Here is a 15261-nt window from a genome sequence, read left to right as displayed (position 1 = left end):
CCGCTCGACTTGCATGTGTTAAGCACGCCGCCAGCGTTCGTCCTGAGCCAGGATCAAACTCTCCAACAAAAACTTGTTGAAAAACTGTCCCGACAACAAAAAGTGTTGCCAAAGGAATCCAAGACCAACAAACCATAAACGGTCTGCCAGTCCGGGGTATAAATCATAATTGGCACTGGCTTATCAAGCACCCTGTTGAGTTCTCAAAGAACAACCACACACCGCCCGGGCGTCCCACATCGTGGGAACCCGCTTAGGGCAACCTCTTTACCTTACTCGGTTCGCTTCCCGTCGTCAACCTCGTGTCCGAGGTGATCAAGGAAGTGTTCCGAATCCACGATGACGCTCGCCGTATCACGGCGGTCGTTGCTGTCGTGGGGAACCGCAGACCGGCCGATCGCCACTTCGTGGCCATCCGCCCGGCTCCTGCCGGCTTCCGAACTCTACCCGGTCGGCCTCGCGATCGCAACCCCATCTTGGAGTGTCCTCGCACCGCCCGGATCCTCAGCCTCGCCCGGCGTCTCCGCCACGAGCCTGGTGCCGTTGTCGGCCGGTTTGTCCGGCCTCCCGCGTGCAGAGAGAAAGTTACGCCGCCCGCCCGGAGAAGGCAAATCGGCGTTCGTCACTGTCGGTCCGGAACGACCGCCGGCGGTCGCGCATTCGTGATGACCGCCGGGGTCCCAAGGCGGTCCCGGCGTGCCAGAGTGTCTGTCATGGCTGACCTCCCGCGCACCCGGGTGACCATGCTCGCCGAGGACGCGCTGACGGGACTGCTGCTGCCGTTCTGGCAGCTGGTCATCGGCGCCTTCGTGGTCTTCGTCGTCCTGGTCTCGGTGGCTCGGCTGGCCCGCCGTGGTCGGTCCCGCATGACGACGGCACTCCTGGTCACGGCCGCCGCGATCGCCGGCTTCGCCGTGCTGGGCGTACTGCTTCAGGGGTGAGCGTCAGAGGCGGCGGTTCGCGAGGCTGGGCAGCTCGGCGCGGATCGTCCGCAGCCGGTCGAGATCGAGGTCGGCGACGGCCAGGCCCGGGCCGTCGGGCACCTGGGTGAGCACCGTCCCCCACGGGTCGACCACCATGCTGCGGCCGTAACAGCTCCGGCTCGGCTGGTGGTCGCCGGTCTGCCCCGCCGCGGCGACGAAGCACTGGTTCTCGATCGCCCGCGCGCGCAGCAGCACCTCCCAGTGATCCCTACCCGTGTGGAGGGTGAAGGCCGCCGGCACCACGAGCAACTGGGTGCCGCCCTCGATCACGAGCCGCCGGTACAGCTCCGGGAACCGGAGGTCGTAGCAGATCGACAGGCCCACGCGAAGGCCCTCGACGTCGACGACCACCGGCTGGTCGCCCGGGGCCACGGTGGCCGACTCCAGGTAGGAGACCCGGCCGGGGATCTCCACGTCGTACAGATGGATCTTGCGGTAGCTGGCGGCGAGCGTGCCGGAGCGGTCGAAGACCAGGGAGGTGTTCCAGGTGCGGGCCGGATCCGGCCCGCGCTCGTGGATCGACCCGGCGATCAGCCACATGCCCAGCCGCCGGGCGACGCCGGCGAAGAACTGGCCGACCTCGCCGTCGACCGGCTCCGGTTCGGGGAGACCCGCTGTGGGGCCGAGGTAGTCGACGCACTCCGGCAGGAGCGCCAGGTCCGCGCCGGCTGCCGCCGCGCGTTCCAGCAGGGCCTCCGCGGCCGCGAGGTTCGCCTCACGGTCTTCCCGCGAGTTCAGCTGACAGACGGCGACGCGCATGGGATCAGCGTACGACCGGAGGGGGGCGCGGCGACAGCGTCGAAGAGGTGGCGGGGCTCCCGGGCCACGGGTGGATCGGGCCACCGGCGTCGGCCGGGCCGGACACGACACCGCGCCCGACCGGAGTGGTCGGGCGCGGCGGCGGTGGATCAGGCCGACTTCTCCTCGCGGTCCCGCCGGGCACGCCGGCCGGTGAACTCGCGGGGAACGATCGTCGGGTTGACGTTCTCGAGCACCACCTCGCGGGTGATCAGCACCCGGGCGGCGTCGGGGTTGCTCGGCACCTCGTACATCACGGAGAGCAGGACCTCTTCCATGATCGCGCGCAGGCCGCGGGCGCCCGTGCCGCGCAGCATCGCCTGGTCGGCGATCGCCTCCAGGGCCGGCGGCTCGAACTCCAGCTCGACGCCGTCGAGCTCGAAGAGGCGCTGGTACTGCCGGACCAGGGCGTTGCGCGGCTCGGTGAGGATGCGCACCAGGGCGATGCGGTCGAGGCTGCGCACGTTGGTGATCACCGGCAGCCGGCCGATGAACTCGGGGATCAGCCCGAACTTCAGCATGTCCTCCGGCATGACCTGGCTGAAGATGTCGTCGGTCGACCGCTCGGAGACCGACCGGAGCCGGGCGCCGAAGCCCGTGCCGCCGTGGCCGGTGCGGGCCTCGATGATCTGGTCGAGCCCGGCGAAGGCACCACCACAGATGAACAGCACGTTTGTGGTGTCGATCTGGATGAACTCCTGGTGGGGGTGCTTGCGCCCACCCTGCGGCGGCACGTTGGCCACCGTGCCTTCCAGCATCTTGAGCAGCGCCTGCTGGACGCCCTCGCCGGAGACGTCCCGCGTGATCGACGGGTTCTCCGACTTGCGGGCGATCTTGTCGACCTCGTCGATGTAGATGATGCCGGTCTCGGCGCGCTTGATGTCGTAGTCGGCGGCCTGGATCAGCTTGAGGAGAATGTTCTCCACGTCCTCGCCGACGTAGCCGGCCTCCGTCAGCGCGGTGGCGTCGGCGATGGCGAACGGCACGTTCAGCATCCGCGCCAGGGTCTGCGCCAGGTGGGTCTTGCCGCACCCTGTCGGGCCGAGCAGCAGGATGTTGGACTTGGCCAGCTCGACGGCGTCACTGCCGGAGCCCGGCGCGCCGGCCGCCTCAGCCTGGATCCGCTTGTAGTGGTTGTAGACCGCGACGGCGAGCGCCTTCTTGGCCTGGTCCTGCCCGACGACGTAGGTGTCGAGGAACTGGCAGATCTCCATCGGCTTGGGAAGCTCTTCCCACTTCACCTCGCCGGACTCGGCCAACTCCTCCTCGATGATCTCGTTGCAGAGATCGATGCACTCGTCGCAGATGTAGACCCCAGGGCCCGCGATGAGCTTCTTGACCTGCTTCTGCGACTTACCGCAGAACGAGCATTTCAGTAGGTCGCCGCCGTCACCGATCCGTGCCACCTACGTTCTCCCTGCACTCGTCGGCCGGAGACCCGGCCCTTGCCTGCGGACGTGGAAGCGCCCGCCTCGTTTCACCCCGCTCGTTTCACCCCGCCGGCGGACCGGTGGAGCGGCACAGACCCGACGTTACCCGCTGGCGGAGGTTTCTCCGACCCCCAAATCGGGTGTGTCAGACGGTCGGCCGGGAGCGGACTCCCGGCCGACCGCGACCCGAGCTGTTCAGCTGGCGGCGTTGGCCGCCAGCAGGCCCTTCTTGCGGCTGGTGAGGATGGTGTCCACCAGCCCGTACTCCTTGGACTCCTCGGCCGTCATGATCTTGTCACGGTCGATGTCCTTGCGGACCTTCTCGATCGGCCGGTTGCAGTGCCGGGAGAGCATCTCCTCGAGCTGCGTCCGCATCCGCAGGATCTCCCGGGCCTGGATCTCGATGTCCGAGCCCTGCCCGTAGCCGCCCTCGGTGGCCGGCTGGTGGATGATGATCCGCGAGTTCGGCAGCGCCATCCGCTTGCCCGGGGTGCCGGCCGACAGCAGCACGGCGGCCGCGCTGGCGGCCTGGCCGAGGCAGACCGTCGAGATGTCCGGACGGACGTACTGCATGGTGTCGTAGATCGCCGTCATGGCGGTGAACGAACCGCCGGGCGAGTTGATGTACATGATGATGTCGCGGTCCGGGTCGGTGCCCTCGAGCGTCAGCAGCTGCGCCATCACGTCGTTGGCCGACGCGTCGTCGACCTGGACGCCGAGGAAGATGATCCGGTCCTCGAAGAGCTTGTTGTAGGGGTTGGACTCCTTCACCCCGTACGACGTGCGCTCGACGAACGACGGCAGGACGTAGCGGTTGTGCACGGCCGCGAACTGGGGCGGCAGGCTCAGGTCGGTCATCGTCAGCTCCTCAGCTCAGGGTCCCGGCGCCATCCGGAACCTGGGCGGCCCCGATGATCACCTTGTCGATGAAGCCGTAGTCCAGGGCCTCCTGGGCGGTGAACCAGCGGTCGCGGTCGGAGTCGGCCTCGATCTGCGCCTGGCTCTGGCCGGTGTGGTGCGCGACCCGCTCCTGGAACATCCGCTTGGTGTAGAGCATCTGCTCCGCCTGGATGGCGATGTCGGACGCGGTGCCGCCCAGACCGCCGGAGGGCTGGTGCATCATGATCCGCGCGTGCGGCAGGGCGTAGCGCTTGCCCTTGGTGCCGGCGCAGAGCAGCAGCTGACCCATGGACGCCGCCATGCCCATCGCCACGGTCGAGACGTCGTTGTCGATGAACTGCATGGTGTCGTAGATCGCCATGCCGGAGTAGACCGAACCGCCCGGCGAGTTGATCCAGAGGTTGATGTCGCGGTCCGGGTCCTCCGCGGCGAGCAGCAGGAGCTGCGCGCAGATGCGGTTGGCGACCTGGTCGGTCACCTCGCTGCCCAGGAAGATGATGCGTTCCTTGAGCAACCGGTTGTAGACCGAGTCGTCGAGGTTGCCAATGGTGTCGCCACCGCGGGCATCGATCGCCCGGAGCGGCTTCGCTTGGATGTGCATGTCGGTCATGGCAGCCCTTCGCTCTCCGTACCGTCCTACCCGACACTAACCGCTCAGCCGGATGGCAGAGCGCCGGTCCGGGCAGTGTTCGCTATCAGCGCAGTACCGCCGAGGCGTACCCGAAAAGGGAATCGGCCGCCGTCCACCGCAGGCGGCGGACGGCGGCCTCCCCGCGCTGTCAGTGCTCGTGGTTGTGCTCGGCCTCGTTCTCGGCGCGCAGCGCGTCGAGGGTGACCTCGACGCCCGCCGAGTCCTTGATCTTGATGCGCTCCATGACCGAGGCCAGGGCCTTGCCCCGCCGCACGTCACCGAAGACGGCACCGGCCGCGCCCGAGCGGACCAGCTGGTCGTAGTACTGCTGCGGAGCCATCCCGGCGCGCTGGGCCCGGTGCACGATCTCGTGGCCGAACTCGTCGTCGGAGACCTGCACGTCCTCGGCGTCGGCCAGGGTGTCCAGCAGCAGCTGGACCTTGACGCCCTCGGTCGCCGCCTCGGTCAGCTCGGCGTCGATCTGCTCCTCGGTCTTCTCCTCGGCCGCGAGGTATTCCTCCAGGGAGGCGCCGATCCGCTCGAGCTGGTCGACCATCGCCTGCTTGCGGCTCTCGACCTCCTCGCGGACGATGCCCTCCGGCGCCGGCACCTCGGCGGCGGCCACCATCTGCTCCAGCGCCTTGTCGCGGGCGGCGTAGATCTGCTCGACCCGCTTGCCCCGGGTGACCCGCTCCCGCAGGTCGCCGCGCAGCTCCTCGATGGTGTCGAACTCGCTCGCCATCTGGGCGAACTCGTCGTTGAGCTCCGGCAGCTCCTTCTCCTTGACCGTGCGGACGGTCACCGCCACCTCGGCGTCGCGGCCGGCGAAGTCGCCGCCGACGAGCTGGGTGGTGAAGCTGGTGTCCTCGCCGGCGGCCAGGCCGACGACGGCCTCGTCCAGGCCCGGGAGGAGCTGCTTGCTGCCGACCTCGTGGGAGATGTTGCTGGCGGAGCCGCCCGGCACGTCCTCGCCGTCGACGGTCGCGTTCAGGTCGATCTGGACGTAGTCGCCCTCCTGGGCGGCCCGCTCGACGGTCTTCAGGGTGGCGAACCGCTCGCGCAGGTTCTTCACCTGCTCGTCGATCTCGCTGTCGTCGATCTGCAGCTCGTCGACGGTCACCTCGATGGTGGCCGGGTCCGGCAGGGTGATCTCCGGGCGGACGTCGACCTCGGCGGTGAAGTTCAGCGAGTCACCGTCGTTGAACTCGGTGATCTCGACCTCGGGGCGGCCGAGCGTCTTCAGGTCGTGCTCGCGGACGGCGGCGAGGATGTTCTGCGGGATGGCCTCCTGCACCGCCTCGTTGAGGACGGTGCCCCGGCCGACCCGCTGGTCGATCACGGCCGCAGGAATCTTGCCCTTGCGGAAGCCGGGCACCTGGACCTGCTGCCCGATCTCCCGGTACGCCTTCCTGAGGCTCGGCTCGAGCTCGACGAACGGCACCTCGATGGCGAGCCGCACGCGCGTCGGGCTCAGAGTCTCGACGGTGCTCTTCACAGGCGTACTCCTTGACGGATCTCGGTTTTAGTCTGGGCGTGATTAGCCCATCGAGTGTAGGCGAGCCGGCCGGACGCACCGGCAGCGGCCGGGGACCGCACAGAGGGCGACCCCGGCGGCCGGCCGCGGACGACAGTCGGGGTGGCGGGATTTGAACCCACGGCCCCTCGCTCCCAAAGCGAGTGCGCTACCAAGCTGCGCCACACCCCGTGGCGACGAGCAGTCTATGCCGTCGCGACCCGCCGGAAGTCCCGGGGCGTCCCTCAACGCGCCGAAGGGGGACCAACCGGACATCCGACGCTCCGACACCGGCCCGCCGGGGATACGGCCGCGCGGAGCACGCGGGTCATTCGGTACGCTGTCGGCGCGCCCTGCGATGGCGGGGCGCACGCGGGCGTAGCTCAATGGCAGAGCTTCAGTCTTCCAAACTGACGGTGCGAGTTCGATTCTCGTCGCCCGCTCCAGCAGTACCGGCCCAGGTCAGCGACGTTCTCGCCGAGCCTGGGCCGTTCTCGTTTCAGCCCTCTTTGATCTTGCGTGCCATTGGCGTGCCAGTAGCACCGGCCGTGCCGTCCGAGGCGGGTTCGGGTGCCGGCCGCTTCGGCTTCGTGCCCTTGGCCGCCTTGCCCGTCGCCGGCTTCTCCTTGGCCGCGTTCTGCTTGGCAGCCTTGCCCTTGGGCGCCTTGTCCTTCGTCTTGCTCGCCTTGGCCGGCGCCACCGCTCGCTTCGCCTGCTTGACGATCCGGCGGTCCATAGCGTCGGCGATCTCCCGATCCCGCTCGCTGTTGGCGTGCTGGTAGACCAGGGCCGCCCGCATGCTCGCGTGGCCCATCCGGTGCATCAGGTCCCGGGTGCTGGCCCCGGTCGCCGCCGCCAGGTTGTTACCCGTGTGCCGCAGGTCGTGGAAGTGGAAGCCCTCTGGCATGCCAGCCGCCCGCAGCGCCGCCGCCCAGCCGACCGCCCGCCGGAAGTTGCCGGAACGCAGCACCGCACCCTTGTCTCCCGTGAAGACCAGCGCCTCCGACCCCTCCCCCACGTACTCGGTCAGGTGATCGGCCAGCGCGGTCCGGGCCGCCGCCGGCAGGGTCACCGTCCGGTTGCCCGCCTCCGACTTGGGCGGCCCGAACTCCATCCCGTTGCGCAGTGCAGCCAGCTTGCGCGGGACGCGAACCGTGCCGGCCGCGAGGTCGACGTCCGAGCGGCGCAGCGCCGCCAACTCGCCCCAGCGAAGGCCGGAGAACGCGGCGACGATCACCAGCGCGGCGAACCGGGGTGGCATCCGCTCGGCGAGCGCGAGCACTTGGGCGACGGTCGCCACCGGCCGCTCAGGCGTGTGATAGCGGTCATAGCCCGGGATGCGGCAGGGGTTCTGCCGGATCAGCTCGTCTTCCTTCACGGCGGTGTTAAGGATCGCCCGGAGGAGTGAGTACGCCTTGACCGCCTGCGGCTCCGTGGTGCCACCGTCGAGCAGCGTCCGGCGCCAGGTGCGGATGGTCTGCGGCTTGATCGCGCCCAGGGCGAGCGCGCCGAGGTGCGGGCGGATGTGCAGCCGGAACAGGTCTTCGTAGTTCTCCCGCGTGCGCGGCTGGAGCTTGCGTTCGGCGATCCACTTCCGGCCGTACGCGTCGAGCTTGACCTCCCCCGCCTCCGGGGCCGTCCACTCCCCCTTGATGATCTCGGACTCCACCACGGTCAACCACTTGGCCGCCTGGCGCTCGGTTTCGAAGGTGTGCGGCGCCTTCCGCTCCAACCCGTCCGGGCCGAGGTACCGCGCCTGGTAACGACCCGAGGGGAGGCGACGCACGTTGCCGAAACGCCGCCGACCCTTGCTGGCCGCCATCAGGCCACCTCCCCCAGGTAGTCGCGCAGGTGCGCCCGGGTCATCGGTACAACCCGGTTGCTGTCGATGTAGGCGGCGACGGCCGACGCCTCGAAGCGAACCAGGCGGCCGACCTTGACGAAGGCGATCCGTCGTTCGGCGACCAGCCGGCGGACGAATCGCGGCGTTGCCTTCAGGCGAGCGGCGACCTCGTCAGCGGTCAACAGCTCGTCGTTCATGCGGTTGCTCCTCTTGAGGTTCAGGCCGCGAGCGCGGCGGATTGTGCGGGTGCCGACACGGCGGCGGCTGTTCGTATCCGGGCGGTGTCGAGGTCTGCACGCCATCGGATGCGGGCGGATATGGCGCGCAGGAGGCGGTGTTCCAGGGGCGGCACGTCGGGGTCTTCGGGTCGGGCGAGTTCGAACCGGTATCGCTTCGACCCGTCCGTCTCGTCGGGCGCCTGGTCGTGTTCTTCGGTGTCGGCCATGCCGCCGGCGAGGATGGCGCGGACCCAGGCGCGGTTGTCGGCGCGGTGGTCGGCGAGGGTTTTGCCGGACCATTGGCGGGAGACGAGGACGCGTCGGCCGGTGAAGCCGAGGGTGGAGCGTTGGTGCACCTTCCCCGTGCAGCGGCCGGGGGTCAAGCCGGCCTTGACCCCGTCGGGCTGGACTCCGTACAGCAGCCAGTTCGCGCACGTCGGCGAGCACGGCAGCACGGCCAGTTCCGCGTGCAGCCGGTCGAAGTGCGCCTTCTGCCCGTCGGACCGCGGCTTGGCTTGGTCGGTCAGATCCTTGGTGACGTACTTGGTCACGTACCGGATGGACCGCTCCGCGTCCTTGGTGCCCTGCTCGATGCCCCGAGCGTCGATACGCCCGAGCCGGGCGACGTAGGCGGGGCGGCTGTCGGGTTCCTCCAGGGCGTCGAGGGCTTCACTCCAGGTGGGCAGCGGCTCGCGCGTCTTGGGGTCGACGTACGCCTGCTGATCGACGTCCCAGACCGGAGGCTTGTCGACCGGGTAGGCCATCTCGTCGAAGGGTGGCCACCACACCTGGTGGTAGGTAGCCGCCGCGATCTGCTTGAGCAGCCGGCGGGGCAGGGTGCCGCGGATGGCGAAGTGCGCGTGCGGGGCGAGGCGGCGTTGCAGCTCTACCGCTCCCGCGTATTGGACGTTCCAGCCGGCGGCGCGGCGGACGTTCTGCCACCACCGGTCGAGGACCCGCGCGAAGTGAATCGAGTCCAGGGCAGCCCGCCGGTAGTTGTAGCTGGCGGGGTCGACCGGTGTGCCGAGCACGTCGTCATACGGGCCGTGGCGCTGGCCGCACTCGCAGGGGGCGACGTAGGCGCCGCGCCGCAGGTGGGAGTGCACCGGCCCGTGCGAGCCCAAGGTGAGCGTGATGAGCATCGACGGCCGGTGGGTCTTGCCTGCCTTGCCCGAGTAGGCCCGTCCGACCGTGCGCGGGTCGACGGGCAGGCGTGGCAGGTCTGGGGAGTCCTGCCGCCGCCGGGTCGAGCGCTTCCGCCGGGGCCGCTCGTCGCGCTCCTTCGGGGTCAGGTGCCCACGCAGGCTGGTCTCGGCGAGGGCTTCGTCAAGCTCGGCTATCGCGGCGTCGATCTCGGCCAGGTGCGCGGCCCGCTCGTCGGGCGTCATCGGTTGGTACTGCGCGGCTTCGCGCTCGAATTCCAGGTGTGCCCGGACTCGGACGAGGGCGAGGACGTCTTCTCCGGGTTGGTCGGGGCGGACGGCAGGTTCGTCGGCGAGGTGCCAGCCCTCGCGGATCTGTTGGATGCGCAACCGCCGACCCCGCTCCGCGCACGGCTTGCACTTGACCGCCAGGGTCGCCCCGCAAGGCACCTCCACCACCTCGGTCAGACCGGTGGCAGTGTCGGTACGGCGCAGGGCCAGCGGGCGGACGCAGACGCCGTTCTGTTCGGCGAGTTGCTTGAGCGCGTCCTTGGCGAGGGGCTTGCGCATCCGGTCTGCCCGCGACCCCGGCCGGGGCTGCTCGACGGGAGTCGTGGGGATCAGGTCGAGTTGGCTCACCGGTCACGCTCCCCGCCGAAGACGCTGCCGTTGCGGGGCGCGAATGCTGCCGCTGGCACGGGCACCAGTCCCGGCCGCCGCTCCACCGGAGTCACGGGGACCGGGCGGAGCGCCGCCGGTCGAGGCTGCTCGTCGGCGGCTTCCGCGGCGACGGTCACCGCCTGGTCCTCGTCGACGACGTCAACGGACGGCCGATCCTCAACCGGGTCATAGCCGGGCGGGACGTCACCCCAGCCGTCGGCCTCTGCCGGCCTGCCGACGGAGGCCGCCGCCGGGGCGGGGGTGGTGGAGAAGACGAGCTTGGACAAGCCGAGGAACGCCAGCGCCGGCACGGCCGACAGCAGCCACCCGGACACGCCCGGCTTGGCCACAGCGAGTTGCGCCGACAGCGACAGGGCAACGGCGCAGACGAGCAGGAACATCGGGTACCCGATCGGCCCGCCGGTGCGGCGCCGCCGCCGGATCGTCAACAGCGCCGCCAAGGGCAGAAGTTCGGAGATCGCGGCGTTGGCCCAGCCGAACCAATCCCCCGTACCGGCCGGAGAGTTGGCCATGGTCCAGTCGTGGACATGGGTGAACGACGCCGCCCCTGCCAGCCCGCCCACCGTGAGGACGATGAGGACCAGGACGACGCCCTCCACCCGGTCTGCGTTCGCGTTGGCCTTCACTTGGTCACCTCCTGCTCGTCATTGATGTCGTCGCAGAGCCGCCGGTAGTCACGGCCCAGCTCGCGGATGTCGTCGTCAGTGAGGTAGGCGAAACGGACCCGGACGGGTTCGCGGACGCCATCGAGGACGACGAACCCCACGCCAGGCGACGATTCGGGGATGCGGTCGCAGAGCGCGCCCCGGTCACGGGCGGAGTCGCCGAGAACCATGTCCACCTGCTCCGGTTCGGTCAGCCGCAGCCCGATGCGGGTCGGGAACAGGTCCCGGAAGGGCAGCACGTCCTTACGGGGATCTTGGAGTGCGGCGACCACGTGCACGCCGACCGCGCGCCCCTGGGAGAGGAGCAGGCCGAGGGCTTCCTTGATCCGGTCGCGGACCTTCCGATCGGTGATGTACGCCGTCAGCGCCGCCAGCTCGTCGACCACCAGGACGATCAGCGGCTCATCCGGCGTCGGCGTGTGCTGGCGGGCGACCCCGCGCAGCCGGGCCGCCCGCAGCCGCATCCGCTTGACGGCCTCTTCCAGGACGCCGGCCATGCCGTCCGGGTCGTCGTAGGAGAACCGGGCGAACAGCGGCACCCCGGCCGCCAACTCCATCCCGCCCTTCGGGTCGAACGCCCACAGCTCCACCAACCCCGACCTGACACCGCCGGCCAAGGAACGGATCAGCGACCACAACACCGACCCCTTGCCGGAGTTCGTGGCCCCGGCGATGAGCACATGCGAGCCGGCCAGGCGCAGCCGGTACGGCTGCCCGTCCTCGCGCACACCGAGCGTGAGCCCGCCGAGGTCCGGCACCTGAGCCACCGGCATCGGGGCCACGGTGCCGGCCAAGGGGTCACGGCGCAGAAATCGGATCACCACCCGATCCGGGCGGGCCGTCGAGCGGGCTTGGCCGGTGCGAAGGCGGAAGGCGTAGGCGAGGCGTTCCGCGGCCTGCCCCCAGTCATCCGGGATCTGCCCCGGCAACAACCGCACGGTCAACTCATCGCCGTACCGGTCGCAGCGCACCTTGAGAAGCTGCGGCACGTAGCGGTCACCGGCGAAAACCGTCGCCAGCCCACACGTCGCCATTACCGACGCCCACCGCCGCCGGTAGACCACCAACGCACGGACCCGGCCGACGATCGGGTACCAGCCGAAGCGCAGCCATGACGCCGGGTGCCACCGCCACCAGGCCGCACACCCGACGGCGACCGCCAGGACGACGACGGCCAGGACCCAGCCGCCATACTCGGCCCGCACCCACAGAGCGGCCACGGTCGAGGTGGTGAGCCACCAGTACCGCACCGCCAGCACGGTGAGGCGGAACAGGCCCCGGGCCAGCCACCAGAACACCAGCAGCCAACCCGGGACCCGCCACGCCGGAAGGCGCACGTTCATCGGCGCGACGGGGATCTTGTCGCCCGGAATGATGTTGATCAGAGGCACAGGTCACCACCCCTGCCAGGACGGGCCAGGGTCGAAATGCAGGAGCGGCAGGACATGCGGCGCAGGTCGAACCGGCGCGGCTTCACCCACTCCTCGCAGCGGGGGCAGCGGATCGCGCACACCCGCGCCGAAGCCGGCGACAACCGCAACGCCGACCGCACGGCCGCCTCCACCTCCCGGTAGGCGTGGCGCAGGCCGACCAGACGGGTACGGGACATCAGGACCACCACCCCGACGAGCAGCGGCCCTCAGAGCAGGTCAGGGCAGGGGGAACTACGGTGGGCATCACGCCCTCCTTCATCAGCTGAGGGATGGAAGAAGCGCGGGACGGGCCGGGACTCTTGGCGGGGAAACGACCCGCCCCGCGCGCCAAACAACGACCGCTCAGGCCGCCACCGAACCGGGAACGGTCGACGCCGGACGAATGGCGGTAGCCCGCAGCGAGTACGCCATGCGGGAGCGGCAGTCACCCGACGAGCGACCGGGCTTGCACCGCTGCGAATCCACATACGGGGTCAGGGTCAGGCCCTCGAACTCCACCGCCGGCGGGTAACCCGGCACCGTCGACGGCGGCGGCACCGGCTGCTGCGCCGCGACCACCTTGACCTTCACCTCGGTCGACCGACCGAACTTCCCGGCCTCCGGGTCCAGGTCCATCACCCGCACCACCCAGACCCGCTCCCCGGACTCCTTGTCCCGCGCCTGGTTGTCCGCCTCACCACGCCGCTCAAAATCAATCTGCGGCGACACACCCAGGCACAACGCCCCGGCGGGGAACACGTACTCGGACGGGACGGGCACCTTCAACGTCATCGGAACCACCTGGACAGCCTCCTAGCCTTACCAATCGTCTATCTGACAACCGGTTGAGCTAACAAGCTACGTCAGCTTGTAAATACAAGCAAGGGTCTAATGAGGTTGGTTCATGTCGGAGTGTCAGGGGGCGTTGAGAGTCTCAGCCGCGTGGAACCCCTTGCCGCGCACAACATCTCCGTCTCCGTCCACTACGGCCACTTCGTCCTTCGTGACGTGTGGTGCGATGCCGGCGACGACGGCGAGTCATACGAGGCTTCCCAGGACCACGTGGCCGGCGCGTCCACGTACCAAATCGCGGTTCGGGCGCTCACACACGAGGTCGAGCTTCAGATGCGACTTTGGCCTGCCGAGCCCGAGCCCGAGCCGGACGGCGGCGCATGGAGCGGCTGGCGGCAGCTTGAATTGCACTGCCCAACCGGTGAACTCCTCGTCGAGCAGATAACCGCCGGAGCGGCGGCTGAGGTTGCGCTTCCCCAGAGGGCTGGGGTCTACGGCGTGCGGGTTCATGGAGGCGCAATCGACGGCACCGAGAGGTTCCTCATCGACCTCTGGTGGCAATCGCCACTGCCGCCCGACGACGATGACGAGGACTTCTACGGCGACGACTGGAGCTGATCAGCTCAAGGCGTAGGTGTCTTCGATCTCGTGACGGCTGCCCGGCATCACCAGGACCGACGTCATGATCGGGTCGCCGGACGCCTGATGCACAGTGATGACGACCCTCATCACCGACTCGTCGGCCGGCACGTCCAACGCCTCAGCCTCAGGCTGGCTCACTCGGCGGGCGGTCATCCGCTCGTTGGCATAGTCGGCCCGTAGGCCCTTCTGGCGCGCGATGAGGTCGAGCAGGCCGCCCGGGATCGGGTCCGGCTTGGTGATGTCGGTACCGACCGCGATATCCACCGGCACGAACGTGGCGACCAGGTCCACCGGCCCCGCCTCCGAGACGGTCCGGCGGCGCCGTTCGTAGACCGGCGTGCCCTCCGGGATCTTCAACTCCGCCGCGATCCGCGGTGAGGCGAGTACCGGGCCGACGTGCAGGATCTCTGTCTCCCCGGTCTCGTCCAGCTCGACCGCGTCGCGGGCGTAGTCGGGAGAGGTGCGCCCGGAGGCGGGCCGGCCGCGTACGAAGCTGCCCTTGCCCTGCTGGGACTCGATCCAGCCGTCCTGCTTGAGGATGCCCAGCGCCTTGAGCACCGTCGGGCGGGACACCCCGAACTCCGTACAGAGCTGGTTCTCCGAAGGCAGTGCCGCACCGGGGGCGTAGTCGCCGTCCTCGATGCGCTTCCGCAGCGTGTTCAACACGCGCAGGTATTTCGGCGTCGGAATCTCGTACGCCATCGCGGGCCACCCCACCCTAGGAACGCTGCATGAATCTCAGCAGCTTATGAGTTGTTTGCATGACAGAACAAGTCAGCTCAGCCGTTCGGCGTCACACGCTCCACCGCTGCGGCCAGCCACCCCGACCACGACGACGGCGCTCCTACCGACTCCGGACGAGTCGCACCCGGCCACCGACGCGGCAGGCAGCCGTACCGGCCGAACACCCGCAACGCTGCCTGACGCTGCGGGCACGGACCCTCCTCGCCGCATGTGGCGCAGCGCCCGTCCGCGCTCGACGGGGTGTGCTGGTCAAGCTGTGCCTGTGCCGCCCGGAGTTGGTCGCGCACTGCACTGGACAGGTAGGTGCTCACCGGGCCGCCCCGTCCGGCGGGAGCTTGCTTGCGCGTACCAGGATCTGCGCCTGCCGGCCATGCCGGCCGGATGGACCGAGCCTGAATCCCTCGACCCAGATCCACTCATCCTGCGGCGGACGGTTGGCTACCAGCCGAACCCCGGTCACCCACAGCGTCACCGGCCCGTCCGACGGCAGGAGACGATCGGCTGCATCGATCGTCAGCACCGCGCCGAGTCGTATCCGAACGTCAAACACCGCGTCTCCTCATCACCGGCGCCACGTTGCGAGCCGGCGCGTTGTTGGTAGTGCGTCGCTGGATCTGAAGGCCGGCGATCTGCGCGAAGACCTCACGCCGCGCCAGTGCCTTACCGGTGGCCAGGTCGATGGCGTAGCCGGTCAGCCACACCCAGCCGTGATACGTCGGCTTGTCGCAGACCGACGTCACCCGGAGCCACAGCGCGCGATCGCCGCCGAATTGCACCGAGGCCCGACCGTCGATCAGCACCAGGTCGCCTGGCACCGGGACGCCCGGCCGGGGCGGCGCCGGCTTGCGGGGCTCCGCCCCGGCCGGG

Annotated in this window: 17 protein-coding genes, 2 tRNA genes and 1 rRNA gene; 3 read left to right on the top strand and 17 right to left on the bottom strand. The window is 69.5% G+C overall.

The features are described 5' to 3' along the window. Window positions 1-69, bottom strand: a 16S ribosomal RNA gene (locus F6X68_RS21145); the annotation flags it as partial. A gap of 644 nt (window positions 70-713) precedes the next feature. Here F6X68_RS21145 and F6X68_RS21140 point away from each other — a divergent pair. Next, window positions 714-941 carry a hypothetical protein gene (locus F6X68_RS21140; protein WP_151455913.1) on the top strand — a complete coding sequence of 76 codons (228 nt, stop codon included), beginning with the start codon at window positions 714-716 and terminating at the stop codon, window positions 939-941. Between the two features lie 3 nt (window positions 942-944). On the opposite strand, the gene F6X68_RS21135 is transcribed toward F6X68_RS21140, so the two are convergent. The 6 genes from F6X68_RS21135 to F6X68_RS21110 form a co-directional block, all read right to left on the bottom strand. Continuing rightward, the gene (locus F6X68_RS21135; RefSeq protein WP_151455912.1) at window positions 945-1742 is read right to left on the bottom strand and encodes a carbon-nitrogen hydrolase family protein; all 798 of its coding nucleotides are present in this window, start codon (window positions 1740-1742) and stop codon (window positions 945-947) included. Between the two features lie 149 nt (window positions 1743-1891). Further along, a complete protein-coding gene (gene clpX, locus F6X68_RS21130) occupies window positions 1892-3187 on the bottom strand; it encodes an ATP-dependent Clp protease ATP-binding subunit ClpX (protein WP_151455911.1) in 1296 nt (431 codons plus the stop codon). Between the two features lie 219 nt (window positions 3188-3406). Further along, window positions 3407-4069 carry an ATP-dependent Clp protease proteolytic subunit gene (locus F6X68_RS21125; protein WP_151455910.1) on the bottom strand — a complete coding sequence of 221 codons (663 nt, stop codon included), beginning with the start codon at window positions 4067-4069 and terminating at the stop codon, window positions 3407-3409. A 10-nt stretch (window positions 4070-4079) separates the two neighbouring features. After that, window positions 4080-4721, bottom strand: coding sequence for an ATP-dependent Clp protease proteolytic subunit (locus F6X68_RS21120; RefSeq protein ID WP_091628855.1), 642 nt, complete (start codon window positions 4719-4721; stop codon window positions 4080-4082). A gap of 169 nt (window positions 4722-4890) precedes the next feature. Further along, complete coding sequence (gene tig, locus F6X68_RS21115; protein ID WP_151455909.1) at window positions 4891-6237, bottom strand: trigger factor; 1347 nt, start codon at window positions 6235-6237, stop codon at window positions 4891-4893. A gap of 136 nt (window positions 6238-6373) precedes the next feature. After that, window positions 6374-6447, bottom strand: a tRNA-Pro gene (locus tag F6X68_RS21110). A gap of 180 nt (window positions 6448-6627) precedes the next feature. Here F6X68_RS21110 and F6X68_RS21105 point away from each other — a divergent pair. Beyond that, window positions 6628-6701: transfer RNA gene (locus F6X68_RS21105), tRNA-Gly, on the top strand. A 53-nt stretch (window positions 6702-6754) separates the two neighbouring features. Here F6X68_RS21105 and F6X68_RS21100 read toward each other — a convergent pair. The 7 genes from F6X68_RS21100 to F6X68_RS21070 form a co-directional block, all read right to left on the bottom strand. Continuing rightward, complete coding sequence (locus F6X68_RS21100; RefSeq protein WP_151455908.1) at window positions 6755-8077, bottom strand: site-specific integrase; 1323 nt, start codon at window positions 8075-8077, stop codon at window positions 6755-6757. Next, the gene (locus tag F6X68_RS21095) at window positions 8077-8295 is read right to left on the bottom strand and encodes a helix-turn-helix domain-containing protein (RefSeq protein ID WP_018831717.1); all 219 of its coding nucleotides are present in this window, start codon (window positions 8293-8295) and stop codon (window positions 8077-8079) included. Before F6X68_RS21095 ends, F6X68_RS21100 begins: the two co-directional genes overlap by 1 nt. A 20-nt stretch (window positions 8296-8315) precedes the next feature. After that, window positions 8316-10097, bottom strand: a complete 1782-nt coding sequence (locus tag F6X68_RS21090) for a replication initiator (protein WP_151455907.1) — start codon at window positions 10095-10097, stop codon at window positions 8316-8318. After that, window positions 10094-10765: a DUF2637 domain-containing protein gene (locus tag F6X68_RS21085; protein WP_151455906.1), complete on the bottom strand. Its 672-nt coding sequence runs from the start codon at window positions 10763-10765 to the stop codon at window positions 10094-10096. Before F6X68_RS21085 ends, F6X68_RS21090 begins: the two co-directional genes overlap by 4 nt. After that, the gene (locus tag F6X68_RS21080) at window positions 10762-12195 is read right to left on the bottom strand and encodes an FtsK/SpoIIIE domain-containing protein (protein WP_151455905.1); all 1434 of its coding nucleotides are present in this window, start codon (window positions 12193-12195) and stop codon (window positions 10762-10764) included. The genes F6X68_RS21085 and F6X68_RS21080 overlap by 4 nt, the downstream gene beginning before the upstream one ends. Then, window positions 12186-12413 carry a hypothetical protein gene (locus tag F6X68_RS21075; RefSeq protein ID WP_225852334.1) on the bottom strand — a complete coding sequence of 76 codons (228 nt, stop codon included), beginning with the start codon at window positions 12411-12413 and terminating at the stop codon, window positions 12186-12188. Before F6X68_RS21075 ends, F6X68_RS21080 begins: the two co-directional genes overlap by 10 nt. A 166-nt stretch (window positions 12414-12579) precedes the next feature. Next, complete coding sequence (locus tag F6X68_RS21070) at window positions 12580-13008, bottom strand: hypothetical protein (RefSeq protein ID WP_192581481.1); 429 nt, start codon at window positions 13006-13008, stop codon at window positions 12580-12582. A 150-nt stretch (window positions 13009-13158) separates the two neighbouring features. Here F6X68_RS21070 and F6X68_RS21065 point away from each other — a divergent pair, with 150 nt between their 5' ends. Continuing rightward, on the top strand, window positions 13159-13626 hold the full coding sequence (locus F6X68_RS21065; RefSeq protein WP_151455903.1) for a hypothetical protein: 468 nt from the start codon (window positions 13159-13161) through the stop codon (window positions 13624-13626). On the opposite strand, the gene F6X68_RS21060 is transcribed toward F6X68_RS21065, so the two are convergent. From F6X68_RS21060 to F6X68_RS21050, 3 genes are all read right to left on the bottom strand, one after another. Beyond that, on the bottom strand, window positions 13627-14352 hold the full coding sequence (locus F6X68_RS21060; protein WP_151455902.1) for a GntR family transcriptional regulator: 726 nt from the start codon (window positions 14350-14352) through the stop codon (window positions 13627-13629). A 349-nt stretch (window positions 14353-14701) separates the two neighbouring features. Continuing rightward, window positions 14702-14944 (bottom strand): hypothetical protein, encoded by a 243-nt coding sequence (locus tag F6X68_RS21055; protein WP_151455901.1) that lies wholly within the window; start codon window positions 14942-14944, stop codon window positions 14702-14704. Continuing rightward, window positions 14937-15194: a hypothetical protein gene (locus F6X68_RS21050; RefSeq protein ID WP_151455900.1), complete on the bottom strand. Its 258-nt coding sequence runs from the start codon at window positions 15192-15194 to the stop codon at window positions 14937-14939. Before F6X68_RS21050 ends, F6X68_RS21055 begins: the two co-directional genes overlap by 8 nt. Window positions 15195-15261: the final 67 nt, after the last annotated feature.

Origin of the sequence: Micromonospora sp. AMSO12t (assembly GCF_008806585.1) — a bacterium.
Taxonomy (GTDB): Bacteria; Actinomycetota; Actinomycetes; order Mycobacteriales; family Micromonosporaceae; genus Micromonospora; species Micromonospora reichwaldensis.
This window is presented reverse-complemented; position numbering and strand designations above follow the sequence as displayed.